At 56.7% G+C, this 26,159-nt stretch carries 22 protein-coding genes, 2 pseudogenes and 1 riboswitch; of the genes and pseudogenes, 22 read left to right on the top strand and 2 right to left on the bottom strand.

The window, feature by feature from the left end:
* Positions 1-2 precede the first annotated feature (2 nt).
* The 20 genes and pseudogenes from cbiB to MNODULE_RS23025 all read left to right on the top strand — a co-directional run bounded on the left by cbiB (position 3) and on the right by MNODULE_RS23025 (position 21,468).
* Complete coding sequence (gene cbiB, locus MNODULE_RS22925; RefSeq protein ID WP_168063532.1) at positions 3-953, top strand: adenosylcobinamide-phosphate synthase CbiB; 951 nt, start codon at positions 3-5, stop codon at positions 951-953.
* Positions 943-1,653 carry a 5,6-dimethylbenzimidazole synthase gene (gene bluB / locus MNODULE_RS22930; protein WP_202882326.1) on the top strand — a complete coding sequence of 237 codons (711 nt, stop codon included), beginning with the start codon at positions 943-945 and terminating at the stop codon, positions 1,651-1,653. The genes cbiB and bluB overlap by 11 nt, the downstream gene beginning before the upstream one ends.
* Positions 1,650-2,504 (top strand): sirohydrochlorin chelatase, encoded by an 855-nt coding sequence (locus MNODULE_RS22935; protein ID WP_168063533.1) that lies wholly within the window; start codon positions 1,650-1,652, stop codon positions 2,502-2,504. The genes bluB and MNODULE_RS22935 overlap by 4 nt, the downstream gene beginning before the upstream one ends.
* 14 nt (positions 2,505-2,518) lie before the next feature.
* Positions 2,519-3,139 carry a precorrin-8X methylmutase gene (locus tag MNODULE_RS22940; RefSeq protein WP_168063534.1) on the top strand — a complete coding sequence of 207 codons (621 nt, stop codon included), beginning with the start codon at positions 2,519-2,521 and terminating at the stop codon, positions 3,137-3,139.
* Positions 3,136-4,227, top strand: coding sequence for a cobalt-precorrin-5B (C(1))-methyltransferase (locus MNODULE_RS22945; RefSeq protein WP_320412507.1), 1,092 nt, complete (start codon positions 3,136-3,138; stop codon positions 4,225-4,227). The genes MNODULE_RS22940 and MNODULE_RS22945 overlap by 4 nt, the downstream gene beginning before the upstream one ends.
* Positions 4,202-5,476, top strand: coding sequence for a precorrin-6y C5,15-methyltransferase (decarboxylating) subunit CbiE (gene cbiE, locus MNODULE_RS22950; RefSeq protein WP_202882327.1), 1,275 nt, complete (start codon positions 4,202-4,204; stop codon positions 5,474-5,476). The genes MNODULE_RS22945 and cbiE overlap by 26 nt, the downstream gene beginning before the upstream one ends.
* On the top strand, positions 5,473-6,189 hold the full coding sequence (gene cobI / locus MNODULE_RS22955) for a precorrin-2 C(20)-methyltransferase (RefSeq protein WP_168063536.1): 717 nt from the start codon (positions 5,473-5,475) through the stop codon (positions 6,187-6,189). The genes cbiE and cobI overlap by 4 nt, the downstream gene beginning before the upstream one ends.
* Positions 6,180-7,310: a cobalt-precorrin 5A hydrolase gene (locus tag MNODULE_RS22960; RefSeq protein WP_168063537.1), complete on the top strand. Its 1,131-nt coding sequence runs from the start codon at positions 6,180-6,182 to the stop codon at positions 7,308-7,310. The genes cobI and MNODULE_RS22960 overlap by 10 nt, the downstream gene beginning before the upstream one ends.
* A gap of 108 nt (positions 7,311-7,418) precedes the next feature.
* Positions 7,419-8,258: a precorrin-3B C(17)-methyltransferase gene (cobJ, locus tag MNODULE_RS22965; RefSeq protein ID WP_168063538.1), complete on the top strand. Its 840-nt coding sequence runs from the start codon at positions 7,419-7,421 to the stop codon at positions 8,256-8,258.
* 13 nt (positions 8,259-8,271) lie between these two features.
* Positions 8,272-9,036, top strand: a complete 765-nt coding sequence (cobM, locus tag MNODULE_RS22970) for a precorrin-4 C(11)-methyltransferase (RefSeq protein WP_168063539.1) — start codon at positions 8,272-8,274, stop codon at positions 9,034-9,036.
* 90 nt (positions 9,037-9,126) lie between these two features.
* Positions 9,127-9,651 carry a cob(I)yrinic acid a,c-diamide adenosyltransferase gene (gene cobO, locus MNODULE_RS22975; protein WP_168063540.1) on the top strand — a complete coding sequence of 175 codons (525 nt, stop codon included), beginning with the start codon at positions 9,127-9,129 and terminating at the stop codon, positions 9,649-9,651.
* Positions 9,652-9,671: 20 nt separating this feature from the next.
* Entirely contained in the window at positions 9,672-11,090 is a 1,419-nt protein-coding gene (locus MNODULE_RS22980) for a cobyrinic acid a,c-diamide synthase CobB (protein ID WP_168063541.1), read from the top strand.
* 21 nt (positions 11,091-11,111) lie between these two features.
* A complete protein-coding gene (locus tag MNODULE_RS22985; RefSeq protein ID WP_168063542.1) occupies positions 11,112-11,453 on the top strand; it encodes a (2Fe-2S) ferredoxin domain-containing protein in 342 nt (113 codons plus the stop codon).
* 51 nt (positions 11,454-11,504) lie between these two features.
* A riboswitch (cobalamin riboswitch) is annotated at positions 11,505-11,681 on the top strand.
* A gap of 34 nt (positions 11,682-11,715) precedes the next feature.
* Positions 11,716-13,047 carry a carbohydrate porin gene (locus tag MNODULE_RS22990; protein ID WP_168063543.1) on the top strand — a complete coding sequence of 444 codons (1,332 nt, stop codon included), beginning with the start codon at positions 11,716-11,718 and terminating at the stop codon, positions 13,045-13,047.
* A gap of 32 nt (positions 13,048-13,079) precedes the next feature.
* Positions 13,080-14,294 (top strand): YVTN family beta-propeller repeat protein, encoded by a 1,215-nt coding sequence (locus MNODULE_RS22995; RefSeq protein WP_168063544.1) that lies wholly within the window; start codon positions 13,080-13,082, stop codon positions 14,292-14,294.
* A 1,187-nt stretch (positions 14,295-15,481) separates the two neighbouring features.
* Positions 15,482-17,653: pseudogene (locus MNODULE_RS24395) on the top strand (PAS domain S-box protein); the annotation flags it as partial.
* 236 nt (positions 17,654-17,889) lie between these two features.
* Positions 17,890-18,168: a sensor histidine kinase gene (locus tag MNODULE_RS25345; RefSeq protein ID WP_323804948.1), complete on the top strand. Its 279-nt coding sequence runs from the start codon at positions 17,890-17,892 to the stop codon at positions 18,166-18,168.
* 124 nt (positions 18,169-18,292) lie between these two features.
* Positions 18,293-18,740 (top strand): annotated as a pseudogene (locus MNODULE_RS23015) (response regulator).
* Positions 18,737-19,867 carry a hybrid sensor histidine kinase/response regulator gene (locus MNODULE_RS23020; RefSeq protein ID WP_168063545.1) on the top strand — a complete coding sequence of 377 codons (1,131 nt, stop codon included), beginning with the start codon at positions 18,737-18,739 and terminating at the stop codon, positions 19,865-19,867. The pseudogene MNODULE_RS23015 and the gene MNODULE_RS23020 overlap by 4 nt, the downstream one beginning before the upstream one ends.
* A gap of 26 nt (positions 19,868-19,893) precedes the next feature.
* Positions 19,894-21,468 (top strand): hybrid sensor histidine kinase/response regulator, encoded by a 1,575-nt coding sequence (locus tag MNODULE_RS23025; protein ID WP_168063546.1) that lies wholly within the window; start codon positions 19,894-19,896, stop codon positions 21,466-21,468.
* Positions 21,469-21,600: 132 nt separating this feature from the next.
* Here the strand turns inward: MNODULE_RS23025 and MNODULE_RS23030 are convergent, their stop codons facing one another.
* Entirely contained in the window at positions 21,601-24,204 is a 2,604-nt protein-coding gene (locus MNODULE_RS23030) for a bifunctional diguanylate cyclase/phosphodiesterase (protein ID WP_168063547.1), read from the bottom strand.
* A 442-nt stretch (positions 24,205-24,646) separates the two neighbouring features.
* Here MNODULE_RS23030 and MNODULE_RS23035 point away from each other — a divergent pair, with 442 nt between their 5' ends.
* The gene (locus MNODULE_RS23035; RefSeq protein WP_168063548.1) at positions 24,647-24,946 is read left to right on the top strand and encodes an HU family DNA-binding protein; all 300 of its coding nucleotides are present in this window, start codon (positions 24,647-24,649) and stop codon (positions 24,944-24,946) included.
* A 1-nt stretch (position 24,947) separates the two neighbouring features.
* Positions 24,948-25,199 (top strand): response regulator transcription factor, encoded by a 252-nt coding sequence (locus MNODULE_RS23040; protein ID WP_181071185.1) that lies wholly within the window; start codon positions 24,948-24,950, stop codon positions 25,197-25,199.
* A gap of 86 nt (positions 25,200-25,285) precedes the next feature.
* On the opposite strand, the gene nikR is transcribed toward MNODULE_RS23040, so the two are convergent.
* Positions 25,286-25,702, bottom strand: a complete 417-nt coding sequence (gene nikR, locus MNODULE_RS23045; protein WP_168063549.1) for a nickel-responsive transcriptional regulator NikR — start codon at positions 25,700-25,702, stop codon at positions 25,286-25,288.
* Between the last annotated feature and the right edge of the window lie 457 nt (positions 25,703-26,159).

Here is a 26,159-nt window from a genome sequence, read left to right on the forward strand (position 1 = left end):
CGGTGGAGGTCATCGGCGCAGTCGCGTTGGCGCTGCTTCTCGATCTCCTGCTGGGCGATCCGCGTTGGATGCCGCATCCGGTCCGGGGGATGGGGAGACTGATCGAGGCGGGGGAACAGACTCTGAGAAGGCGCTTCCCGGGTCATGAAAGGCTCGCCGGGGTCTTTCTTGCCGCGTCGATGGTCCTTGGGGTGTATGCGCTCGGCCGGGGATTGTCTTCCGCATCGGAGCAGATCGATCCGGCGCTGGGGGTCGTCGTGCAGGCGCTCTTGATCTATTTTTCTCTGGCGCCGCGGGATCTCGCCGTGCATGCGCTCCGGGTGCGGCGGGAACTGAGGGGGGGAAATCTGGAGGGGGCGAAGACAAAGGTGTCGATGATGGTGGGGCGGGATGTGGCGCAGCTTGATGAAAAGGGGGTGATCCGCGCGACGGTGGAAAGTGTCGCCGAGAACACGGTCGACGGGGTGACCGCGCCGCTCTTCTTCGCCTTTCTCGGCGGAGGGTCGGCGGCGATCGCCTACCGGGCGGCCAACACCCTCGACTCGATGGTCGGCTACCGCCATGCCCCTTATACCGAGATCGGATGGGCCTCGGCCCGGTTCGACGATCTTCTTAACCTGCTGCCGGCGCGCCTCACCGCCTGGATGATGCCGCTGGCCGGAATTTTTCTCGGAGGGTCGATTCCCGGAGGCTACCGCGCGCTCCTCCGGGACGGGAGAAAACATGACAGCCCCAACTCCGGTCTTCCGGAGGCGGCGATGGCGGGGCTGCTCGGGGTCCGGCTGGGGGGGCCGCACTGGTACCGGGAAAGGCATTACCCCTCTCCTTGGATCGGTTTCGATCGCCGCCCGATCGCTCCGGGGGATATCGTCAAAGCGATCGGGGTGATGGCGATAACGACGTTGATTCTGTTCCTTCTCTTTTCATGGATGAGGTGGACTGTTGCCGGATAAAACCGACCATGACCTCGGGGGAATGGTTGGAGGTAGCAACGGAAACCATGCCTTCCCCGACCCGCTGAAGCAGGGGGTCTACGAGGCGATTTACCGGCGGAGGGATATCCGGCGGTTTTTGCCCGATCCGATTCCGGAGGAAATCCTTCTCCGTATTCTGAACGCGGGCCATCAGGCCGGTTCGGTCGGGCTGATGCAGCCGTGGAACTTTGTCGTGATTCAGGACCGGTCGATCAAGGCGAAGATCAAGTCGATTTTTTTGGAGTGCAACCGGGCGGCGGCGGAAGTCTATGCAGGGGAGCGGCGGGCGATGTACGACGGTCTGAAGCTGGAGGGGCTTGCGGAGGCGCCGATCAATCTCTGCGTGACGTGCGATCCGATCCGGAAGGGGCCGGCGGTGCTCGGCCGCCGCACGATGCCGGAGACGGCGCTTTATTCGACCGTCTGCGCGATCCAGAACCTCTGGCTCGCCGCGCGGGCCGAGGGAATCGGGATGGGGTGGGTCAGCATTCTCGACCCGAAAGAGGTGAAAGCCGCTCTTTCGATTCCCGATCCGATCGTTCTGGTCGCCTATCTCTGTTTGGGGTATGTCGAGTCGTTTCCCGAAATCCCGGTGCTGGAAAAGATCGGATGGGAGAAGCGGTTTCCGTTGGAGAAGGTCCTTTACTGGAACTATTGGGGAGGCTCGCAAGGGGAATGATGACGCAGGAGATTTTGCTTCTGATCGGACATGGAAGCCGGGACGTGGAAGGGAACGAAGAGTTCCTGGAGATGGTCCGGCAGCTCAAGGAGAAGAATCCTCGACAACGGATCGATGCCGCTTTTGTGGAACTCGCCGAGCCCGGCATCAAAACGGCGCTCGACCGCTACGCTGATCCCGCACCGAAAACGGTCTGGATCATGCCGATCCTGTTTTTTGCCGCCGGGCATTCCAAGGTCGAGATCCCCGAGATCGTCAATGAAGCCCGGCGCCGGCTTCCTCATGTCACGTTTCACTATGGCGCCCCGCTCGGAATTCATCCGATCCTGCTCGATATCGTCCACGAGCGGGTCGTTGCCGCGGAGCGGACGGCTTCCCTCTTCCCTAATGGCCTCGGATCAGGAGCGGCCACCCGAGAGGAGACGGCTATCCTGCTGATCGGCCGGGGCAGCTCCGACCCCGACGCCAACGGCGACCTGCACAAGATCGCGCGGCTTTATTGGGAGCGGTATCCCTATGGTTGGGTGGAGAGCTGCTTCATCGGGGTGACGCATCCCGATCTTCCCACCGGCTTGAAACGCTGCATCCGGTTGGGAGCGAAGCGGATCATCGCTATTCCTTATTTTATCTTCACGGGCGTTTTGATCAAGCGGATTCACTGGATCATTTCAGAAGAGCAAGCGAGTCGTCCCGAGGTGGAGATGGTTGCCGGCGATTACTTGGGCCGGCACCCTGCCCTGCTGACCCTGATTGAGGAGCGCTTCGAGGCGATTCGGAAAGGACCGGTCTTGATGAATTGCGATCTTTGCAAATATCGAGTCCATGATCTGGTCACGCAAACCGATTCTTAGGGGAGGAATCACTGATGTTTCCGAAAATCATCGACCCGGAAAAAATCGAGGAGGAGAGTTTCCGAATCATCGAGGCGGAGGTCGGACCGCACGCATTCTCCGATCTGGAATTCCAAATCGCTCGAAGGGTTGTCCATGCGACAGCCGACTTTGAGTTTATAAAGACGCTCCGTTTCCATCCGGATGCGATCACCAGCGGGATGGATGCGTTGCGAAGCGGCGCGTCGATTGTCGCCGATGTGGAGATGATCCAATCGGGAATCAGCAAAGTCGGGCTCAAACCGTTCGGAGGGGCCGTGCATTGCTATATTTCCGATGAGGACGTTATCGCTTCGGCCAAATCGCTTGGGATCACGCGGGCGATCTGTTCGATGAGGAAGGCGGCGAAAACCGATGCCGCCATTTACGCCGTCGGAAATGCCCCCACCGCGCTTTTTGAGCTGATCCGTCTTGTGCAGGAGGGAGTAATCTCCCCTGCACTGATCGTCGGGGTTCCGGTCGGGTTCGTTTCTGCCGTCGAATCGAAGGAGGCGCTGCTTGGGCTTAAAACACCCTTCATGACGGCCTTGGGAAGAAAGGGGGGAACACCGGTGGCCGTGGCCATCGTCAACGCCCTGCTGCGATTAGCTCGGTGAAGGAAGAAAAAAAAGGGAGCCGGACCGGCTATTCCACCGGGGCCTGCGCGACGGCGGCAACGAAGGGGGCGCTGCTTGCGCTGCTTCATCGGCAGCCGGTCGGCGAGGTTGAGATCACGCTCCCATTGGGACAGCCGGCGCGCTTCTCCATCGTTCAATGCGAGATCGGACCGATAGAGGCGACCTGCGGCGTGATCAAAGATGCGGGAGATGACCCGGATGTAACCGACGGAGCGACGATCCGCGCGACCGTCTCCTTCATCGAGACGCCGGGAGCAGTCCTGCTGGAGGCGGGTGAAGGGGTCGGGCGGGTGACCCAGCCAGGTCTCGGACTCCCGGTCGGAGCGCCTGATATCACCCGTGTTCCCCGAAAGATGATGACGGAAGTGGTGGAGGAACTTGCGGCGGCGCAGTTAAAAGTGAGCGGGGTGAAGGTCGTCCTCTCCGTCCCCGGCGGGGAGGAGATGGTGAAGAAGACGGAGCTGATCCGGCTCGGCGTCGTCGGCGGAATCGGGATCTTGGGGACCACCGGAATCGTCCGGCCTTATTCGACCGCCGCTTTCCGGGCCGGGATTGGGGTGGCGGTCGCCTCTGCAGCAGCCAGAGGATATCGGCATCTTGTTATCACGACCGGTGGGATGAGCGAGAAATTCGCCCGCCGCACGATCGATCTTCCGGAAGGGGCCTTTATCCAGATGGGCGACTTCGTCGGCTATGCCCTCGATCAATGCGCGAAGCGGCAGATTGAGCGGGTCACGATTTCCGGGATGATCGGGAAGCTTTCGAAAATGGCGAAGGGGAAGATGATGACGCATGCCGCCGGCTCCGATGTCGATACGCTATTTCTCTCGCACATTGCCGGGGAGTGCGGCGCGCAGGCCGAGGTCCTTGCAGCAGTCAAAGGCGCCAACACGGCGCGGCAGGTGGCGGAAATCGTCCAGGCAGAGGGGATTGCCTCTTTCTTCGATCGGCTGGCCCAAAAGGTCTGCGACGCGGGTGGCCGCCATGTAAAGGGAGCATTGGTGATTGAATGTCTTCTCACCGATTTTGAGGGGAATGTCATTGGAAAAGGAAGCACCGGAAGATAAAGTCGCCGTGATCGGGATGGAGGGGGAGGGTCTCGACCATCTGACTCTGGAGAGTCAACGACGGATCGCCGCCGCCGATCTGCTGATGGGAGGGGAGCGGCATCTCGCCCGGTTGCCCGGTTCTTCGGCGGAGCGGATCGTCATCGGATCGAATCTGAAGGAGATCGCCGAGCGGGCCTTATCGGGGCTGAAAGAGGGGAAGCGGGTGGTGGTCCTCGCTTCGGGCGATCCCCTCTTCTACGGGATCGGCGCGTTTTTAATCAAGCGGATTGGAAAAGAGCGGGTGGAGGTGATTCCCGCGGTCAGCGCCATGCAGCTCGCCTTCGCGCGGGTGAAGGAGCCGTGGCAGGAGGCGGCGCTGGTCAGTCTTCATGCGAAGCCGATCGAAAATCTCCTTCCCGCCCTGGAGGAGAAAGGGCTGATCGGGCTCTTCACCGACGAGACCAACACCCCCGATGCGATCGCCCGTTTTCTCCTGGAGCGGGGCGAGGCCGGTTGGGCCGGGTGGGTCTGCGAAAATTTGGGCGGGATAGAAGAGCGGGTCGGCGCGATGACGCTCGAAGAGATGGCCCGAGGGAGGTTCGCTCTCCTCAATGTGGTGATCTTGAAGCGGGAGAAGCCGACCGATGCTGCAGGGGCCGACCGGCCGGTCCGGTGGGAGGGGGCCTTTGGTATTCCCGACGATCTCTTCGTCTACCGAAGGCCCAAAGCGGGGCTGATCACGAAGAAAGAGATCCGCGTGATGAGTCTCGCCGAGATGGGGCTTCGGCGCAACGGCATCACGTGGGACATCGGCGCCGGTTCCGGATCGGTTTCGATCGAGCTGGCCCGTCTCTGCCCGGAGGGAGCGGTCTTTGCCATCGAGAAGAACCGGGAGGATTTCGAGCTGATCGATCGGAACATGCGCCGGTTTGGAATTAAAAATATCACCGCGGTCTGCGAGCAGGCGCCGGCGGGGTTGGAGCACTTTCCAGATCCCGATGCGGTTTTCATTGGAGGATCGGGCGGAGAGATGGCGGAGATCCTCTCCCTCTGTACCGCGCGGCTTAAGCCCCGAGGGCGAATCGTAGCGAACCTGATCACGATGGAAAATCTCCACCACTTCAGTCACTTCTTTAAAGAGGTTCCGTGGGAGGTCACCTATACCCTGGTCCAGGTTTCCCGATCCAAACCGATCCTGGAGATGGTGCGGTACGAGGCGCTCAATCCGATTACCATCGCCGTCGCGAAAAGAAAAGGAGAAGGATGAAGCTGGGAAGATTCTACGGCATCGGGGTTGGGCCGGGCGATCCGGAGCTGCTGACGATCAAAGCGCTCAATCGGCTCCGGTCGGTCGATGTGATCTGTTACCCCGCTTGCCGGCCGGGGGCGGGAAGCTATGCGCTCCGGATCGTGCAGGGACTTGTTGGAGAGCGGGCCGAACTCAAGGGGCTTCTCTTCCCGATGGAGCGGGAGATGGAACGATTGGTTCCGATCTGGAAAGAATCGGTCGCCGCGATTTACGGCGACCTCTCCGCCGGGCGGGAGGTCGCCTTCATCACCGAGGGAGATCCTTTCTTCTACAGCACCTTCGTCTACCTCTACGATCTGATGCGGCAGCTTCATCCCGAGGTGGCGATCGAGGTGATTCCGGGGATCTCTTCGGTCATGGCCGCCTCGGTCCGGGCGGGGGTTCCGCTGGCGATGGCCGATGAGCGGATGGCGGTCCTCCCGGCGACCTATGAAGATGACTATCTCGAGGAGGCGCTTGATCGATTCGACACGGTGGTCTTCATCAAGGTCAGCAGCGTCCTTCCGAAACTGATCGCGCTGCTTGAACGGATGAAGCTGATCGACCGGGCGGTGATGGTCGAGCGCTGCGGAAGCGCCGAGGAGCGGCTGGTCTACGACCTGAGCACTTTACGCGAAACGCGGTTGAATTATCTTTCACTGGTGATCGTGAGGAAGGGAGAATGCAGATGAGCAAAGATCTGGCGATCGTCGCCATCACCAAAGGGGGGATGGAGATCGCCCGTCGGCTTCGAGACCATTTCTCCGAGGCGGACTTCCTCATTTCGGAGAAGTTCGCCGCTGCGGCGGGAGAAGGGGTCATCCCACTGAAAGGACCTCTGAGCAAGAATGTCGGCGAGTTCTTTCATGCCTACGACAAAATCGTCTTCCTCGTCTCTCTGGGGGCGGTGGTCCGGCTGATCGCGCCGCATCTGAAGGACAAACATGTCGATCCGGCGGTTCTGGTCGTCGATGATCGGGCGCAGTTTGTGATCTCCGTCCTCTCGGGTCATGTCGGCGGAGCGAATGCCTTTACCGAAACGGTAGCCAAGGCGCTGGGGGCCGCGCCGGTGATCACGACGGCGTCGGACGTGGGGAAGACGATCCCGGTCGATATCCTCGGCTGGGAACTGGGATGGATCCTGGAAGGGGAGGAGCATGTCACCCGGGTTTCGGCCAGCGTGGTGAACGAGGAGCCGGTCGCCTTTCTTCAAGAGACGGGAGAGAAGAGCTGGTGGACCCGGCCGACCCCGCTTCCCCCCAATATCGAATGTTTCACCTCTTTGGAGGCGCTGATGGCCCAGGAAATAGGGCGGCCACCCGTGGCGAAGGAGGGATTTGGCAAGCGGTATGGGGCCTATCTGATCGTAACCGACCGAAGCCGGAGTTCCTTTCCGGGACAAATGCAGGACCGGACCGTCCTCTACCGTCCCAAGAGCCTCGATCTTGGGATGGGGTGCGACCGGGGGACGCCGATTGAAGAGATCGAAGAATTGATCGGGACGACGCTGGAGAAGAATGGTCTCTCGATGGCGTCGGTCCGGGCGCTTGCCACGCTCGATCAGAAATCGGACGAGCCGGCCTTCCTTCAGCTCTGCGAGAAAAACGGCTGGAAGTTGGTAGCCTTTTCCAAGGAGGAATTGCAGCAGGTCGAGGGGATTCTGACCCCCTCCGCCGTGGTCGAGAAGTGGGTCGGCACGCCGAGTGTCTCGGAGGCCGCGGCGCTCAGATCGAGCGGCGCATCGGCGTTGTTGATCCCGAAGGTCAAAGCGAAGCGGGCCACACTCGCCGTGGCCCGTGTCGTCTTTTCATGAGAAAAGCGAGCATTGGGCTTGGCCCCTGCGAACGCGGGGTGTGGGGGCATTGGAGGACGTCGCTTCGCCTTTGCCGCACAGGCCCCTACATACAAAGGGAGTGGGTCGATGGATAAAAAAGGGGAGCTCTACCTGGTGGGGTTCGGACCGGGACACTTCAACCATCTGACGTTTCGGGCGCGGGAAGTGATTGGCCGGGCCGACGTGGTGGTCGGATATCGAACGTATATCGACCTGGTCGCCGATCTTCTGGAAGGAAAAGAGATCGTCGCAACCGGGATGACAGAGGAGATCGACCGGGCCCGTGTCGCCGTCGATCGGGCGCAGAAAGGAGAGCGGGTCGCGATCGTCTCCAGCGGGGACGTCGGGATCTATGGGATGGCAGGGCTGATCTTCGAGATCCTCTCCGAGATCGGCTGGAAGCCGGGGGGCGATTTCTCGGTCGAGGTGATTCCCGGCATCACGGCCCTCTCCGCCGTCGCCTCCCTCGTCGGCGCGCCGCTGACGCACGACTTCGCCGCGGTGAGCTTAAGCGATTTGCTCACTCCCTGGGCCGTCATCGAGAAGCGGCTCCATGCGGCCGGGGAGGGAGATTTTGTGATCGCCCTCTACAATCCGCAGAGCAAGCGGCGGGACTGGCAGCTCAAAAGGGCTCAGGAAATTTTGCTTCAGTATAAGGTTCCCGACACCCCGGTGGCGGTCGTCAAGAGCGCCTATCGCGAGGGAGAGCGGATCGTTCTGACGACGCTGGACCGCATGGCGGAGGCAGAGGTGGGAATGCTGACGACGATTCTGATCGGGAACGCATCAACGTTCCGATATCTCGATTTTCTCGTGACGCCGCGAGGCTATTCCGGAAAATACGATCTGGAGTCGGGAGAGATTCTCCACAAAGGGATTGACCGGCCGGGGAGGTCGTTGAACCGGCCGCCCGATTTCAAAGCATGAAGGAAAAGCGGTGATGACTCCAGGCAAAATCTATCTCGTCGGCGCGGGGCCGGGTGATCCTGAACTGTTGACGGTGAAGGGGATGCGGCTGCTGCAGGAGGCCGACCTGATTCTTTATGCGGGATCTCTGGTGAACCCGGTCGTTCTTCAATTCGCCCGTCCCAATGCGGTCCTTTACGACAGCGCCGGAATGATCCTGGAAGAGATCGTCCGAATCCTCATTGAGGCGGCCCGGACAGGGAAGAAGGTGGTCCGGCTGGCGAGCGGCGATCCCTCCCTCTTCGGAGCAATGGGGGAGATGACTGAGCCGGTTCTCAAGGCAGGCTTAGAATTCGAAGTTGTCCCAGGGGTGAGCTCGTTTCTGGCCGGCGCGGCTTCCCTTAAAAGAGAGCTGACGGTGCCGGAGGTGAGCCAGACAGTGATTTTGACTCGCTGCGAGGGACGAACCCCGATGCCCGATCTGGAGAAGCTGGTCGAGCTGGCCCGGCATCGATCGACGATGGTGATCTTTTTAAGCGTCCATCTCGCCGGCAAGATCGAGAGAGAGCTCTTGTCGGTTTATCCGGCCGAGACGCCGGTGGCGATTGTCTACCGGGCAAGTTGGGAGGATGAGAAGATTGTCCGGGGCCGGTTGAGCGATCTTCACGACTTGATCAAAGAGAATCAGATCACCAAGACCGCCCTGATCTATGTCGGTGAATTCCTCGCCTCGGAAGGGACCCGCTCCCGGCTTTACGATGCGACGTTCAGCCATGGGTACCGGAAAGCGTCGGAGTAGGGTGTGGGGGATGGCGTACCGAAGGAGAATATCTAAAATCAAAGGCAGGTTTTAGCGCCGGCCCCACATGTAGTCAAGGATGGAGCACACATGCCGACCAAGGGACTGATCATGATCCATACCGGCGCAGGCAAGGGGAAAACCACGGCCGCCCTCGGGACCGCTTTCCGAGCGCTCGGCTACGGCTGGAAGATCCTGGTGGTTCAGTTTATCAAGGGGAGTTGGCATTACGGGGAGCTCGATTCTGCGAAGAAATTCGGCGATCAATTTCAGATTCTCCCGATGGGAGAGGGCTTCACCTGGGACACCAAAAATCCAGAACGGGACCGACAGAAAGCGCAAGAAGCGTGGGAGTTCGGGGTGAAAGAGGCGCTCACCGGAAACTATCAGATGATCATTTTCGACGAAATCAATTACGTCATCCGCTACAACTATCTCGAAGTCGCAAAGGTCGTTGCGTTTCTCACGACGAAACCGCCGGCGCTCCATGTTTTCCTGACCGGCCGGGACGCCGATGAGCAATTGATCGAGATCGCCGATCTGGTCACGGAGATGCGGGAGATCAAACATCCATTCAAGAAAGGAATCAAGGCCCAGAAGGGGATTGAGTTTTAAGGGAACCTTGAAATGTTTTGATGAAAAGAAGCGGATTCCTGATCGCCGGAACCCATAGCGGCGTTGGAAAAACAACGGTGACCCTCGCCCTTCTGGAAGCGCTGATCCGGAGAGGCATGAAGGTGCAGGCATTTAAAGTCGGGCCGGACTACCTCGACCCGACCTTTCATCGGGTGGCGACGGGGCGCCCCTCCAGGAATCTGGACGGCTGGATGATGGGGCGTTCGGAGGTTCTGAAAAGTTTCGCGCGCGCATCGGACGACGCCGATCTCTCGGTCATCGAAGGGGTGATGGGATTATTTGATGGGCTCCGAGGCCGATCGGAGGAGGGGAGCTCCGCTCAGATTGCGAAGTGGCTCTCCATGCCGGTGATCCTGGTGATCGATGCGGGGGGGCTGGCCCGAACGGCGGCGGCGCTCGTGCGCGGCTGCCAGGCCCTCGATCCGGAATTGAAGATTTCAGGCGTCATCTTCAATCGGATCGGAAGCAAGAATCATCTTGATATTTTAAGGGAGGCGGTCGAGTCGGCCTGCGCGGTTCCGGTCTTGGGCGGATTTCCAAAAGAGGAGGGGATCGCTCTCCCCGAGCGTCACCTCGGCCTCGTCCGCGCGGCGGAGAGCCTTAGTCCTTCCATCCGCGAGCGTCTGGCGGAGATGGCCGAGACATTTTTGGATCTCAATCAGATCGTAAAAATGGAATATTCGGTAGAAGCGGCGGTCCCTTTCCGCTCCGTTCGAGGGGAAAATAAACCGGCGCGGTGCAGAATCGGGACCGCCCTGGATGCGGCTTTTCATTTTTATTATCAGGATAACTTCGATTTGCTGGAGGGGGCCGGTGCCGAGCTACTCTTCTTCTCTCCGCTCAATGAGGTGGAGATTCCGGCCGATCTGGACGGACTTTATTTCGGCGGAGGATACCCGGAGGTGTATGCAGAGCGGTTGTCGAAGAATGAGTCGATGCTCGCGTCGATCCGGAGATTTGCAATCGGGGGCGGCCCGATCTATGCCGAATGCGGCGGCCTAATGTATTTGGCAAACCGGATCGAAACGGCCGAGGGAGGCGCCTTCCCGATGGTCGGGCTTCTGCCGGGGCAGGTCCGGATGGGAAAGAAATTAAAGGCGTTGGGATATCGCGCAATCGAAGCGCAGGAGCCGTCCCTTCTTTTAGAAAAGGGAGGGAAGGCGAGGGGGCATGAGTTCCACTATTCGGAGTGGATAGAAAGCCCCTCTCCTGATTCGGTGAATGGATTGAAGAGACCCTATCGTCTTTTCCGGGGGGGAGAATCTTCCGAGGGGAGAGAGGAAGGGTTTTATTGTGATCACCTCTTGGCCAGTTATGTTCATCTGCATTTCGCTTCGAATCCGAACATCCCGGAGCGGTGGATCTCTTTGTGCGAGGCGTTTCGACGCCGGATCGGTTCGAGTGGAGCAAAAAAATAGCGCGATTAAAAGGAGGGTCCCATGGAACCCGTTTTGAAAACGGAGAAGCCGTCGATCAAGTCTTACAACAAACACCTGCTTGTCTGCACCGGTCCCCGCTGCACCTCGGGAGAAGCGGAGAGCCTCTTTAAGATGATTGGGGAGAAGCTGGCGGCGAATGGGCTGGAAGGGGGGGAATTTCGAGTGAAGCGGACCCGCTGCAGCTGTTTTGCCGTCTGCAAAGGGGGGCCGATCGTGGTGGTTCATCCCGACGGCACCTGGTATTACGGTGTTACCCCGGAGGTATTGGATCGAATTCTAAAAGAGCACGTCAAAGAGGGAAACCCGGTGAAGGAGCATGTTTTTTATCAGGCTTCATTGTGAAGTTAGGACTGCCGAATCAATTGAGGTGAGAGATGAAAACCGTGATCTGAATTATATTTTAGACCCATCCATTTTGGGAAGGCGGTGCAACTCCGCCACTGCCCCGCAACTGTAATCGGGGACGAAATCTGCATCGATGCCACTGTCCTGAGCATGCCGAAGGATGGGAAGGCGCAGAGAGTAGGACGATCCGAGAGTCAGGAGACCGATGGAAAGGTCATTTTATGCTCGGAACTCTCCGAGGGGAGAGGAGAGAGGAAAAATGAAGAGATGGATCGGTACGCTTGTTTTATTTGTGGCAATAAATGTTGGGGTTTCCTGGGCAGAAGATCCGGACCGGCAGGAGGATGAAGAAGTGTCAAACGCTTCATTAAGCGAACGGGTCAAAGCACTTGAAGAGCGGCTCGACAGACTCGACCGGGTCGAAACGATTAAAAAGGTCGAAGAGTATTTATGCCCGGATGGAGAGATCCACGATACCCCGCCTCCGGGGGGGCGTTGTCCTGACGGCACGATTCCCGAAGGGAGGATGACCTTCAGAAAGCTTCCCTTCTCGAGGAGAGAATCTTTGGATGAGAGGATTGCGGCTGCGCTCGAAGAAGCCGAGGCCAAACGGGTGGCCGTCGGCGGATCGGCCCGAGGGATCCTGCAACAAGTTTTAAACAGCAAAGAGAACGACAAGCTTTTCTCCACAGGCGCGGTTGATCTTTTCTTCCTCTCAAGGCCGACGGTTTTTTCGACCTTCTTTGTCGATCTGGAATCGATCGGCGGGGCTGGCCCCGATGAGGTCCTTGGAAGCCTCTCTCGATTGAATGCCGATGCGGAGACACTCGGGGTGACCGACGATGTAAAGGTACGGGAGGTGTGGCTTCATTTTAAACTCCTGGATGACCGGTTGAGGATCGTCGGCGGAAAGATCGATCTGACCAACTACTTCGACCGGAACGCGGTCGCCAACGATGAGACCAGCCAGTTTCTGAATACGGCGCTGGTGAACAACCCCCTGCTCCGGCAGCCGCCGAATGGTCCCGGTTTGGCCATTCAGTACGACACCGGAGGAGAGATGGGGGTGGCGCTCGGTATTCAGTCACCCAATGACACGGCCTCTACCATCACAGAGAAGGTCTATGCCGTGGTCGAGATCGACTACCATAGTCACCTTCTTTTTGCTAGGGAAGGGAATTACCGGTTGTGGGGACGCGTTGGAAGAGTCTCGGAGGCGCTTGAGAAGAAGACGTGGGGTGTGGGATTCAGCCTCGATCAACAAATCACCGTGCGCCTCACCCTCTTTGCCCGGGCGGGGATCGGCCGAACCGAAGGTGAGAATCAAAAAGCATACGCCTGGTCGGCCGGGTTTCAGACCCCTTCCCCTTTCAAGGCATCGACGAGAGACCAAGTGGGTGTCGCCTTCAGCCGGGAAGTCGAGGCAGACCAGTCTGAAAATATCGCCGAGGGGTACTATCATCACATTCTCACAGACCGGCTCTGGGTCTCGCTCGATTTGCAGTGGCTTATTTCCGGAACAAACGGCATGACCGGCGATGAAAACGAAAACATCTTTATTCCCGGCGTCCGGACGACCGTCAACTTCTAACGTGGCTCATTCATAAAATGGGAGGAAAGCTCATGTTGAAAAAATGTTTTTGGATCCTGATCGGTTCTATTCTTATTCTCTTTTCCGGTTTTTCCCGAGCCTGGGCCGATGAGCAAAAAAATGCACCACTCGATCTCGCCTCGTACGATCCGAAGACGCTCGTCTTCGTGGCCAACCGCGATTCCAGCGATATTGCCGTCATCGACACACAGACCGACCAGGTCGTCCGCCGGATTGCCCTGGGCAAATATGCCAATCCTCATATGGCGATGCTGAGCCACAACGGAAAGAAGCTCCTGGTCTCCGCGACCGGCAGGGACCGTTTCCTTGTTGTCGATCTGGCGACAGAGGCGATTGAGCGAACGATCGAGACCGGCCAGGCGCCGGAACATTTTGCGATTACAATGGATGATCGATTCGCTTATGTCGGAAATATGGAAGATTCGACCGTTTCGGTGATCGATCTGAAAGAGGGAAAAGAGGTCCGGCGGTTGAAAGATTTTTTTGAGCCGCACGGCTTCAGCGTGCTGCCCGGAGACAATAAGGTCTATGTCTCCAATTTCGGCGCGCACGAGGTGAGAAGCGTTGAGATTCCGTCGCAGCAGCTGGCGAAAAGGCTTGCGATCGGTAATGTCCACCGCGCCGCGATTCGGGACCCGGAGCGGTATCAAAGCGAGTTGAAAGGAATCGCTAATCCCACGCCGACGATCGATGGCCGTTTTATCTATGCGGCCGACGGGGATGCCGGCGTGGTTGGGATTATCGATACCGAAACCGATCGGGTCATCAAAACACTGAAGGTCGGCGAGGCCCCCTGGCGGGCGTATTCCTCTCCGGACGGACGCTTCATGATGGTCCCGAACAATGGAGATCAAACGATCTCCGTCATTGATGTGAAGTCACAAGAAGTCGTGACGACGCTCCAAGGAGGAGCGGGCATGACCGGCGTCAATTTCACGCAAGGAGGGAAAAAGGCCTATGTCATCAGCGGGGCGGAAGGTGCCGTCTTCGTCTACGATATGGCGACCTTCAAGAGGGTCAACCGGTTAAAGCTGGGTGCGAACCTGGCTCTTGAGACGGGCGCGACCACGGTCGACGGATTGAAGGTGTATGTCGCCTCTTCAACCGACGACTCGGTGTATGTCATCGATTCAAACACGGATCAGGTAAAACGCATTCCCAATGTCGGACGTTTTCCATGGGGGGTCATCATTCTGGGGGCGGCGAGCCCGAACTACTGCCATTAAAAAATTATTCTGGGGCTGGATACACACAAGGATCTGGGCTTTCTCAGATAGTTCTGGAGAACGATAGGGCACATAAGAATTCCTCATGAGCCCCTAATCCATGGAGGCATAAGGAACCTGAATGCCTGCTGAATAGACAGGTTTCGGCTTGAGGCCTGAAGTTCTTATCCCTTCGGGGAGCTTTTAAACCGGCGGTTCACATTATTACCCAGAACCGGCCGGTTGAAACAGTATCCCCGCACAGCATCGCAGCCAAGGGAGGCGAGTCCTTCTGAGATTTCCTTGTTTTCCATCCTTGCACCAAATTGTGAACCATGTTGATCGATGAGCGAACGATCATGGCATCGGCCTTCTCTGTCAAATTCTTGACAAATAACTTGTCAATCTTAATGACAGTTTTTTCAAGTAGGCGGGAGGAAGAGTGACCAATGTCGAAGTTGTCGATTGCGTGGCTAACCGCTTATCTTAAAGGTAAAGCTGAAGTTTCCATCGTGCGCATCGGATCGGCCCCTGAGAACTTTTAATGATCTCCGATTTAAGATGTCTGCCGGCAGATCGTAGGTCTTCAGAAGCCAGACGATATCCTTACAAAGCAGAAATCTTGCAGTTGTGCCACAAAGGTCGACCGTTTACCCGGACCTTTGGCCCACGTCCCGCCAAGAAGAGCAGGTTTTGGGCGGACCGGCGGATAGTTGGTGGAGGGACTTTGATTTTGGCCAGAAGGGGAAAAGGAATTTCGTTCTCATCAATGAAAATCGGAATATTCCTATTCGGAACTTGATACTTGGAAATTTCCCTCTTGTTTTATCATTTAATCTGTACTAGATTGTATTCAGGTGCGGTCCTCTGGGAATATTTCGCAATGAGTCGCCCGGCCAGAGATTGCCTCCCATAAATCTCGAATTTCCGTTGAGGACACGTCTCAGAAAACCGCCTACTCAGGAAGTCTACCCATGTTGGCTATACTGATTCTGACGACATCGATAGTGCTTCAACTCGCTGCGGCGTATCTTGCCCTGAGATTGATCCGAATCACCGGAAGACGGACCGGTTGGACAATGATCGCTGCCGCTGTTTTTCTGATGGCCCTCCGGCGATGCATTACCTTGTTCGGCTTCTTATTTGGGAACGGAATGCCGGCTCCAGATCCGTTGACCGAATGGGTCGCTTTGATTATCTCGGTTCTGATGTTGGTCGGTATTGGGGCAATAAGCCGTCTTTTTTCCTCCATAAAGCGATCTGAGGAGTCGTTCAAGCAGAGCGAAGAAAAATATCGGACCTTGGTGGAGCAGGCAAGCGATGGCATCCTTATTGCCGACCCATCTGGAAACTATCTTGATGCAAACGACAGCGCTTGTAGGATGCTTGGTTACACGCGCAATGAAATCCTCCGGTTAAATATACGAAGCATCGTTGCAGTTAAAGACCGTTCTCATGTGCCTCAGGCTATTTTGCATATCAAAGATGGCAGAGAATGGATCGACGAATGGATGCTCGAAAGAAAAGATGGGACAACCTTTTCTGCCGAGATCAGCATGAAAGGGCTTTCGGATGGACGGCTGCTCGGAGTCGTCCGCGATATTACCGAGCGCAAGCGCACAGGGGAAGCGCTGAGAGAAAGCCAGCGGACCCTTGCTACCCTTATGAGTAGTCTCCCGGGGGCCGCTTACCGCTGCCGAAATGACAAAAACTGGACTTTGGAATTCATTAGCGAAGGAAGCCACTCCCTAACCGGTTATTTCCCTTCCGATTTTACGGAGGGGAAGATCTCGTTCGGGCAACTCATCCATCCGAATGACCAGAAAGCGGTCTGGAACGATGTCCAAACCGCTCTACAAGGGAAGCGACCCTATCAACTGACCTATCGAATCCGCACCCCCTTGGAGGAAGAGAAATGGGTATGGGAAAAGGGGCAGGGAATTTTCTCCCCTGCGGGTGAACTCCTCTTCCTGGAAGGCTTCGTGACGGATATCACCGAGCGAAAGCTGGCGGAAGAATCGCTGCAAGAGCGAGAGGAGCGGCTGCGTGCCATCATTGAGAATGAGCCTGAATGCATTAAACTTGTCGACCGTGCCGGCAACCTTCTTGATATGAACCCCGCTGGTCTTCGGATGATCGAAGCTGATTCTCTGGAACAGGTGGAAGGACAATGTATTTTCCGGCTTGCTGTGGTGGAGCATCGCGAAGCCTTCGAGCAGCTGCACAAACGAGTGCTGCAGGGGGAATCCGGCTCGTTGGTTTTCGATATTATCACTCTCAAAGGCGCGCGCCGCACGCTTGAAACACATGAGACTTTGCTACGAGAAGCTTCTGGTAGGGTAGTGGCTGTGATTGGGATTACTCGAGATATTACCGAGCGCAAGCGGGCGGAGGAGGCGTTGGTTCAAGCGGAAGCACGGCTCCGGCTTGCGCTTCAGGCAGGCCGGATTGGAACGTGGGACTGGAACATGGCAACCGGACAAATCATCTGGTCCCAGGGTCATGAGGAATTGTGGGGCATGGCCCCAGGTGCTTTCAAGGGAACCTATGCGGAATTCGACGCCCGATTGCATCCGGAAGACCGCCATGGGCTTCAGACTGCTGTAGAGGAGGCCCTCGCGCAGCGCCGGACCTATTGCCACGAGTTTCGCGTCATCTGGCCTGACGGTAGTTTTCATTGGATGGCCGGTCAAGGGGAGCCCCTCTTCGACTCCGCCGACCAGCCGGTTCGGATGATCGGTGTGGTTCAGGACATCACCGAGCGCAAGCGGGCGGAGGAAGCGCTGAGGGAAAGCCAGGCCAGCTTGGAAGCTGCTCAAGAGCGGGCGCGGTTGGGGAGTTGGGAGATCGATGTCAGCGCGCAGCGCGGTTTCTGGTCGAGGGAGATGTTCCGTCTGTTCGACCGCGAGCCGGCGCTCGGTCCGCCTACATTCGAAGAGTTCATCGAATTCGTCCACCCCGAAGACCGGCAAATTCTTTTAGCGACCCATGCGCGCATCATCGAGAACAATGAAACGGCGATATTCGATTTTCGCACCAACCCCGACCGCGGAGCGGCGAAACATTTTCGCGCGACGGTGGACGGTATCACCGACGCCGCCGGACATGTCGTACGGCTGGCCGGCACTATCCTCGATGTGACCGAGCGCAAGGAGGCGGAGGAGGCGATCCGGCGGCTCAACCAAGACCTGGAGCGGCGGGTCGCGGAGCGGACCGCTCAGCTGGAAGCGGTCAACAAAGAGATTGAATCATTCAGCTACTCTGTCTCCCACGATCTGCGGGCGCCGCTTCGGGCGATGGGCGGCTTCAGCCGCGTCCTCCTCGCAAGATATTCCGACCGGCTCGACCCTCAGGGGAGGGATTTTCTCCAACGGGTCGATGCAGCAAGCCAGCGGATGGCGGCGCTGATTGAGGATCTCCTCAACCTCTCCCGCATCACCCGGAGCGTTATGCGGAAAGCGCCGTTGGACCTGACGGCCCTTGCCCGGTCGATCGCGGAAGAACTCCAGGCAGCGGACCCAAAACGGAGGGTCACCTTCCTAATCCAGGATCGTATGAAAGCCGAAGGGGACCGAGGCCTCCTGAGGATCGCTCTGGAAAATCTGCTCGGGAATGCCTGGAAGTTTACCTCGAAGCGTCCGAAGGCGATCATCGAGTTCGGACGGTTGAACAAGAGGGAAAACCGACCTACTTTGTTCGGGACAATGGGGCGGGATTTGACATGGCCTACGCCGACAAGCTATTCGGGGCATTCCAGCGCCTCCACAGTATGAGCGAATTTGAAGGAACGGGAATCGGCTTGGCCACTGTTCAACGGATCATCCATCGACACGGCGGAGAGGTTTGGGCCGAAGCAGAGGTGGAAAAAGGGGCAACATTCTACTTCACGCTTTGAGAGGTTCATCGGTCGATGAGGATCGTTATATCGTGGCGAGGCGGTTTCTCACCTAGGGACGCTCCTGTCCCGTCTGGGGACCCGCCGGGTTGCCCCTGCGTCATCCACCACCTTAAGGAAACCGATGGCTAAAAAAACGATGTTGTTGGTGGAGGACGATCCGGATGACGAAATGCTCACCCGCATGGCGCTTGAAGAGAATCATCTGATGAACGAGATTGTGGTCACCCATGACGGCGTCGAGGCCCTTGATTACTTGTTCGGCGGGGGAAAGTACGCCGGCCGGGAGCTCACAGACCTGCCGCAGGTGGTCCTCCTCGATTTGAAGCTCCCTAAGCTTAACGGTCTCGATGTCCTTCGCGCTATCCGCGCCGACGTTCGAACGAGGCTCCTTCCCGTCGTCATCCTGACTTTCCTCGAATGAAGAGACCGATCTCCTCGCCGGGTACAACCTGGGAGTCAACAGCTATGTTCTAAAACCGGTCGATTTTCACCAATTCACCGAGGCCGTGAAGCAGCTCGGTCTTTACTGGCTTCTTTTAAACGTGCCTCTTCCCGGAGACAACAGATGAGAAAATCTCTTCACGTATTGGTCGTGGAAGACTCCGAAGATGACACCCTGTTGATCGTCAATGAATTACAACAGATTGGATATGATCTCTCCTACAAGCGGGTCGAGACGCCCAAAGCGATGGATGACGCTCTATGCCAAGCCGGTTGGGACCTAATCGTCTCCGATTACTTCATGCCCCGATTTAGTGCTCCGGAGGCCCTTAAACTCGTTAAGAAGGCCGGACTGGAAATCCCCTTTATTATTATCACCGGAAGCGTGGGAGAGGATATCGCCGTGGCCGCGATGAAGGCGGGGGCGCACGACTACTTGATGAAAGACAATCTGGCCCGGCTCTGTCCGGCCATCGAGCGGGAGTTGAAAGAGGCCGAGAGCCGCCGGGAGCGCAAGCGGGCCGAGGAGGCCCTGAAAGAATCTCGTGAACAGTTGCGGAACCTTGCTGCCCGGATGGACTCTCTCCGGGAGAAGGAGCGGACCTGGATCGCCCGCGAGGTTCACGACCAGCTCGGCCAAGTCTTCACCAGCATCAAGATCGACCTCTCGCTGATGCAAAAAGCGCTCGCCCGATCCGATCGCTCAGGTGAAAAGACACTGGCCCTTCTTCACGAGAAGATTGCGTCGATGTCGCACTTAGTAGACGCCGCCATTCGAACGGTGCAGAAGATTGGAACGCAGCTGAGACCGGGAGTGCTCGACGACTTGGGGTTGGTTGCGGCGATTGAATGGCAAACAAAGGCGTTCCAAACTCGAACCGGTATCTCGTGCCGGATCAACACCAACCTTCAGACTGTTGACCTCGACCGTGATCGCGCGACGGCCGTCTTCCGAATCTTCCAAGAGATATTGACAAATGTCGCCCGCCACGCGAAAGCGACACGGGTGGACATCCTGGTAGAGGAAGAGAACCGCCAACTCTTTCTAGACGTAGAGGACAACGGCCTGGGAATTTCCAATCAAGAGATCTCCAATCCCACCTCTCTGGGGTTGCTGGGGATGCGGGAGCGCGCCCTTCTCTTCAACGGAGAGATCAGCATCAGCGGCATTTCCGGCAAAGGAACAAAGGTCGGTCTTCGGATTCCGCTGAAAAAGCGAGGAGCCGACAGAAAGGCCAGGAAACCGAGTATCTGAAGATATAAAACAATTAGGAGACAGCGATGACGACCCCCCTGCGAGCGTTGATCATCGAGGATTCCCAAAGTGATGCAGAATTGATCCTGCTGGAATTGCGGCAGGGCGGTTTTGAACCGACGTATGAGCGCGTCGAGACCGCCTATGAAATGACGGACGCCCTCCGGCGCCAAACCTGGGACGTTATACTGGCCGACTACACCTTGCCGAAATTCAGCGCGCCGGAGGCGCTGGCACTCCTAAAAAAAACGGGGCGCGACATCCCGCTCCTCATCATTTCGGGAAGCATTGGAGAAGAGACCGCCGTGGCCGCGATGAAAGCCGGGGCGCACGACTATTTAATGAAAGACAACCTCACGCGCCTGCCCGCCGCCATTCAACGGGAGCTGCGCGAGGCCGAAAATCGCGCCGAGCGAAAGTCGCTTGAAAAGCAGCTCCTTCAGGCGCAAAAGATGGAGAGTCTCGGCCAGCTCGCCAGCGGGATCTCTCACGATTTCAACAATGTCCTGACTGGTATCCTCGGCTATTCCGATTTGGGCTTAGCCAAAATTAATTTGGGACATCCTCTCTATCCCAACTTTATCACCATCCGAAAGCTGGCGGAGCGGGCCGCAGGGATTACCCGACAGCTCCTTGCTTTCGCGCGCCGGCAGACGATCGAGGCGATCGACCTGAATCTGAATGCGATCATTTCGGACCTCCTTAAACTGATCGCCACGACCCTGGGAGAGGATATCCGAATCAAATTCACTCCCGACGCTGCGCTCAAGACGGTTCATGCGGACATTGCTCAGATCGAGCAGGTCTTGATGAACCTTTGCATAAACGCTAGAGATGCGATGCCGCAAGGGGGAGCGTTAACGATTGAGACGAAGAATATTCACTTGGAAAAAGCGGACTGCCTCGCTCTTCCGAATGCCCGTCCCGGATCGTACGTTCTCCTCGAAGTGATCGATACCGGAACCGGAATGGAAGAAAAAGTCCGGGAGAAGATCTTTGAACCTTTTTTCACGACAAAGAGTCCGGGGAAGGGAACAGGGCTCGGCCTCTCACTGGTTTACGGCATTGTCCGTCAACACCATGGAACCATTCAGGTTCAAAGCGCCCCTGGTAAAGGGACCGCCTTCAAAGTTTATTTTCCATCCGTCGAAAAACCCGCCATTCCCAAACCGTCCCCTCCCTCCCTTCCACCGAGAGGATCGGGAACGATTCTGGTGGTAGAAGATGATCCCGCCGTCCGGAATCTTATTAAACTGGTTTTAGACAACTTCGGCTACGCCGTCCTCGCCGCCGACAGCGTGAAAGAGGGGTTAAAAATATTCCAAGCGCATTCTAATTCAATTACGCTTATTCTCTCGGACATGGTCATGCCGGAGGCAAGCGGAATGGACCTCTTCAGGAAAATACAGGAGTTGAAACAAAACGTGCCGTTCCTATTCATCAGTGGCCACTTTAACCACTTCGAAGATCCGGACTTCCTCTTGAGAAACAACTTCCATCTACTCGAAAAGCCTTTTAGCCCGTCGGAGCTGGCGGCGAAGGTCGACGCGATTCTAAGGAAAAATGAATTTAACCCTTCCGACCGTCCCGATTTAAATTGAAGTCTATTTTCCTTTCACCTCCGAGAGCGCATTCATTATGAGTACGATTTCGGAAAACAGTAGAGGTGGAGAGGTATAAAGGATCTAAAACCCTGTCGAAAGGACAGATGTCCCGCGGGAAACGTGAAATTCTTATCCATTTGGTAAGTTTTTGAACCAGTTGGACAGGTCCTTTGGCGGAATCGGTCGGCTGAAATAATATCCTTGTGCGGCATCGCAGCCGAGAGAGGCGAGTACTTCGCAAATTTCCTTGCTCTCCACCCCCTCGGCCACCACCTTCCGCCCCAAATTGTGCGCCAGGTCGATCGTAGAGCGGACGATCATGGCGTCGTCCTTATCCTCGGCCAAGCCTTTGACAAAGGACTTGTCGATCTTGATGACGGCGGCTGGTAGCCGTTTCAGGTAGCCGAGGGAAGAGTAGCCGATGCCGAAATCGTCGATCGCGAGGTGAATTCCTTTTCCGTTCAACTCTGAGAGAATCTCCATCGCGCGCACCGGATCGGCCATCAAGAAGCTTTCAGTGATCTCCAATTCCAGAAGGTCCGCTGGCAGATCGTAGGCCTCCAGCAACCAGGTAACCTCCTCGCAAAGATGGGGGTCTTGCAGGTTACGGGCGGAGAGATTAACTGCCACACGAACTTCCAGCCCCTCATCCCGCCAAGTCCGGCATTGCCGCAGCGCCTCCTCCAGCACCCAGAGGGTCAGCGGCTTGATCAACCCGGTTTGCTCCGCGAGGGGGATGAACTGATCGGGCGCCACAGGTCCAAGGTCCGGATGTTGCCAGCGCACCAGCGCCTCCACACCGATGGGGCGACTGGTTCTAAGATCTATCTTCGGTTGGTAGAGAAGAAAGAGCTGATTCTTTTGGATTGCCTGGCGCAAACCGGACAAGAGCGCCAGCCGCCGTGTCGTATGGGGATCCCGCTCTGAGGCGTAAACGGCATGGCTGTTCCCGGATTCTTTGGCGGCGTACATTGCAACATCGGCGCGCTGGATGAGCAGATCGGCCTCGCTGCCGTGGTCGGGGCAGAGCGCAATGCCAATACTCGCGCCGACATCGACGGTCTGGCCCTCCAGAGAAAAAGGGCGCTCGAGGGTCTTTAAAATTTTTTCTGACGCCATGACCGCCCCCTCAGCCGACTCACCGGGAAGGAGAATGGCAAATTCATCACCGCCAAGCCGCGCCACCGTGTCGGTCATCCTCACGATCTCCTTTAAACGGGATCCGACTTGCTTCAACAAAAGATCGCCGTGATGATGCCCCAGCGTATCGTTCACCTCGCGAAAGCGGTTGAGGTCCATGATCAGCAGGGCGAGCGGCTTTTCCCCGCGCTGCCTGGTTAGGATTGCCTGCTCCAGCCGGTCTCGCAGCAAAACCCGGTTGGGAAGATTGGTTAATGCGTCGTGCAGCGCCTGATGTTCCCGGAGGTCGGCTTCCCTCTTGTGAGCGGTGATGTCTAGAACAATTCCCTGGATACACTGAGGCCGGCCGGATTCGTCCCTAACCAACACCGCCTCCGCATGCACCCAGATCAGTCTCCCGTCGGCCGTCCGCATTCGATAGTCCGAGTTAAAAGGCTCGCCGTCTGTCAGGAAGCGATGCAGCTCGGCGACAACCTGCTCCTGATCGACTGGATCGACCTGCTTGATCCAGTATCTCGGCTCCGACATCCAAACCGATGCCGGGATGTTGAACATCCGCTCAATTTGGGGACTCACGTAAAGGGTCCTTTCATCAAGCGTGGTTAAAAACGTTCCGGCCGGGATATGTTCGACCAAGGCGCGGTAGCGCGCCTCAAGAGCATCAAATTCGCGAAGGATGAGGCGATCTCCGCCGATCCGTACCGCCGCCAGCGCCATCAAACCGGCAAATCCGATCCAAAGGAGATTCCGGGTCAGGATCTGATCAGCGTCGGCGAAGGCCTCCTCCTTCGGGACCGCGACGCTGATATAGAATTCTCCTCCCGTTCCGGTCAGGCGGGTGACCCCGAAGAGGTGCGGGACACCAGCCGGTCCGGACGCTTCACCCCGGCCTCCCTGAGAGAGGATGACCTGAATGTTCTGCGACTCCGGTGCCGGCTGGCCGATCCACTTATCCGAGTCGGGGTAGCGGACCAGGACGATCCCATTGCGGTCGGTCATCGTTAGCATTGCTCCGGAAGGCAACTTTGCCTTTTTTACCATTTCACTGAGCCGGGAGAGATCGAGCGCGGCGACGGCCACCCCCCGGATCTCTCCAGCATCGTCGAAAATGGGATAGCCGAAATTGACTGAGGGTTTTCCGCTGACGCGGCCGATCTGGTATTCGCCGACGGCAAGGCTGCGTGTTTGAATCGCGCGTTGGAAGTACTCTCGGTCGGCAACAGTGAGGGGACGTGGAAAGGGAGTGGAACTGCAGAATATGTTTCCGTCTGCCTGGATAACCCCGAAGCCGACATACAGCGGGTAAGCTTTCACAAGATCGGCAAAGAGTCGGCTACAACTAGCCGCGTCTCCGCGGCGGACTTCAGAAAGATGGGAGAGGGTCACGAGGAGTTGATGCGCCCCTTCAAACAGACCTTCCTGACTGCTCGCGGCGAGCCGCGCCAGCCGCAACGCATTGTCCTGAACTTCGATCGTGGCAAGCCGCCGCTGCTCCGAGGCGGTGGAAAGGGCCAATGCCAAGGCAGGGACGACGGCCAGACATACCAGCAATAAGAGCCGGGCCCGGAGTGATGGAAGAAAAAAAGAACGCATTCTGCGTTATCCTCAAAAGGAAACCGATATTTTTGCAGGCTTTATCAGGGAAACGAGGGACTCAGTTACTTGAGTACTTATCTTCCTTGGTGATGTTCAAAACAGCGCACACCAGCGGTGTTTATCAAACGAGAGACGGAAAAGGGGTTCTTCTGTCCCTCCAACTCGACCCCCTATTGGACGGCGGTAAATGCCATTACCTGAAAATATACCACAAGTGGTAGAAAGGAAAAGATATACCATCTCCAGGCAAGCATCTAGGGAGTGGCCGAACTTTTATCGAGGAGGAATGATCTCAAATGAGTCAAAGGGAGGACTCCTTACCGACCGGTGGCAGAGTCCGATACTTTCTCCCAAGTATTCCGCAAGAGTTTTTTGACATTTGCTAGTCGAATCGATATAATCCCGCACTATTTTGCTCAATCTGTTTCGGGAGAAGTTGATGAACAAGAAATCGCTTCTTAAGGCGATTGCAAAAAACCGTGCGGGTAATGGGATCAGCAAGAAAGCAATGACCGGCATTATCGGCGAAACACTTGCGGCCGTCGCCAAATGGGTCGAGAAAATCGGGCGATTCTCCTTCCCCGGCTTCGGAACGTTTACGATGAAGAGCCGTGCGGCGCGTAAAGGAAGTAATCCGCAGACCGATGAAACGATCATGATCAAGGCGAGTAGAGCGGTTAAATCCAAGACTGGCCCGGCTCTAAAGAAAGATCTATCGTCAGGAAAGGAGTTTATCTGAGTTGAAAAACCAACACAGGGAAATCATCTCCAAGGCAATCCGGCCCCGGGAGCTTACCAAGCGCGAGCGCGAGGTCGTCAAACTGGTTACAGAGGGTTATAAGAACAAAGAAGTTGCCGAGGAGCTGGGCATCGCCGTCAAAACGGTGGAGACCCACCGCGCCAATATCATGAACAAACTGGCCTTTCGCAACATCGCTCAACTGGTTCGCTACGCGATCCAAAAGGGACTTGTCCAGATCGAGATCGACTAAACCGCCTCACTTTTATCCGCCTCCTGCGCGAGCGCGGGTCAGAGGAGGAGAGCCCGGCACTTCCGAAGGCGATTCACGAAATCACTTTATTTTAAGTCTTTACCGGTCGTGGTCGCAGTCAGTTTTCCATGCTTTACCCCTTTTGTTGCGATGAGCGAATCGGCAATTCTCTTGATCTCACCGCTCCGGCCGCGTACGACCAATACCTCCAGGCAGCGATGCTGGTCCAGATGAATATGGAGGGTGGAGCGGATCAGTGAGGAATAATGGTGCTGCAGGTCGGTCAGCTTCTCCATCAGCTCATGGACTCCGTGATCATAGACAATCGTAATCGTTCCGACGGTTTCTTTATTTTCATCCCACTCCTGTTCGACCAGATGGTCCCGTATCAGATCGCGCAAAGCTTCAGAGCGATTGGTATATCTTTTTTCTTCTATATACTGATCGAACTGTTTGAGAAGACTCTCGTGGATAGAAACACCAAACCGAACGACATTTGACATCGATCACCCTTTATCTCTCAAAAGGAGTTTTACTCCAAAAAGATAATGTATTAAACCCATTTCGTTGTCAAGGCAATGTGGGGCTCTGGACAACCACAGCGCATATCGATTCTGAAAACACTCATGGGCATGTCTATGGGAAATAGGATCGGAAGTGAGCCGGTGCTAAGCACCACGCGATCAGGCAACGTTCTTAGTTTTTCTGCTAATTAATTTTAAAGAATGAATCGCCGATTTCCTTTAGATATTTAAGGAGCGATCACTGCGCCAGGATCCGACCGGCTGTCAGTGGAAGATCCACGTGAAGGTCGATCGACCTGTTTAGTTGGACAGAGGGGTTGCCGGGTCGGTGCGCTCCGCTGGTATGATATTTACCATATCCCATTATCGCGAAAGCCCTTGTTGCCATCCGAAATTAAATCTGATATATATGTAAGCTATGTTGTAAAAAAGCATA

The sequence above is a fragment of the Candidatus Manganitrophus noduliformans genome (assembly GCF_012184425.1).
Classification (GTDB): Bacteria; Nitrospirota; Nitrospiria; order SBBL01; family Manganitrophaceae; genus Manganitrophus; species Manganitrophus noduliformans.

What these genes read in the sequence shown, in the direction of transcription:
- MNODULE_RS22935 (WP_168063533.1), top strand. Translation starts at nt 1,650, where the DNA reads ATGATGACGCAGGAGATTTTGCTTCTGATCGGACATGGAAGCCGGGAC.
- MNODULE_RS22940 (WP_168063534.1), top strand. Translation starts at nt 2,519, where the DNA reads ATGTTTCCGAAAATCATCGACCCGGAAAAAATCGAGGAGGAGAGTTTC.
- cobI (WP_168063536.1), top strand. Translation starts at nt 5,473, where the DNA reads ATGAAGCTGGGAAGATTCTACGGCATCGGGGTTGGGCCGGGCGATCCG.
- MNODULE_RS22960 (WP_168063537.1), top strand. Translation starts at nt 6,180, where the DNA reads ATGCAGATGAGCAAAGATCTGGCGATCGTCGCCATCACCAAAGGGGGG.
- cobJ (WP_168063538.1), top strand. Translation starts at nt 7,419, where the DNA reads ATGGATAAAAAAGGGGAGCTCTACCTGGTGGGGTTCGGACCGGGACAC.
- cobM (WP_168063539.1), top strand. Translation starts at nt 8,272, where the DNA reads ATGACTCCAGGCAAAATCTATCTCGTCGGCGCGGGGCCGGGTGATCCT.
- cobO (WP_168063540.1), top strand. Translation starts at nt 9,127, where the DNA reads ATGCCGACCAAGGGACTGATCATGATCCATACCGGCGCAGGCAAGGGG.
- MNODULE_RS22980 (WP_168063541.1), top strand. Translation starts at nt 9,672, where the DNA reads ATGAAAAGAAGCGGATTCCTGATCGCCGGAACCCATAGCGGCGTTGGA.
- MNODULE_RS22985 (WP_168063542.1), top strand. Translation starts at nt 11,112, where the DNA reads ATGGAACCCGTTTTGAAAACGGAGAAGCCGTCGATCAAGTCTTACAAC.
- MNODULE_RS22990 (WP_168063543.1), top strand. Translation starts at nt 11,716, where the DNA reads ATGAAGAGATGGATCGGTACGCTTGTTTTATTTGTGGCAATAAATGTT.
- MNODULE_RS22995 (WP_168063544.1), top strand. Translation starts at nt 13,080, where the DNA reads ATGTTGAAAAAATGTTTTTGGATCCTGATCGGTTCTATTCTTATTCTC.
- MNODULE_RS23020 (WP_168063545.1), top strand. Translation starts at nt 18,737, where the DNA reads ATGAGAAAATCTCTTCACGTATTGGTCGTGGAAGACTCCGAAGATGAC.
- MNODULE_RS23025 (WP_168063546.1), top strand. Translation starts at nt 19,894, where the DNA reads ATGACGACCCCCCTGCGAGCGTTGATCATCGAGGATTCCCAAAGTGAT.
- MNODULE_RS23030 (WP_168063547.1), bottom strand. Translation starts at nt 24,204, where the DNA reads ATGCGTTCTTTTTTTCTTCCATCACTCCGGGCCCGGCTCTTATTGCTG.
- MNODULE_RS23035 (WP_168063548.1), top strand. Translation starts at nt 24,647, where the DNA reads ATGAACAAGAAATCGCTTCTTAAGGCGATTGCAAAAAACCGTGCGGGT.
- nikR (WP_168063549.1), bottom strand. Translation starts at nt 25,702, where the DNA reads ATGTCAAATGTCGTTCGGTTTGGTGTTTCTATCCACGAGAGTCTTCTC.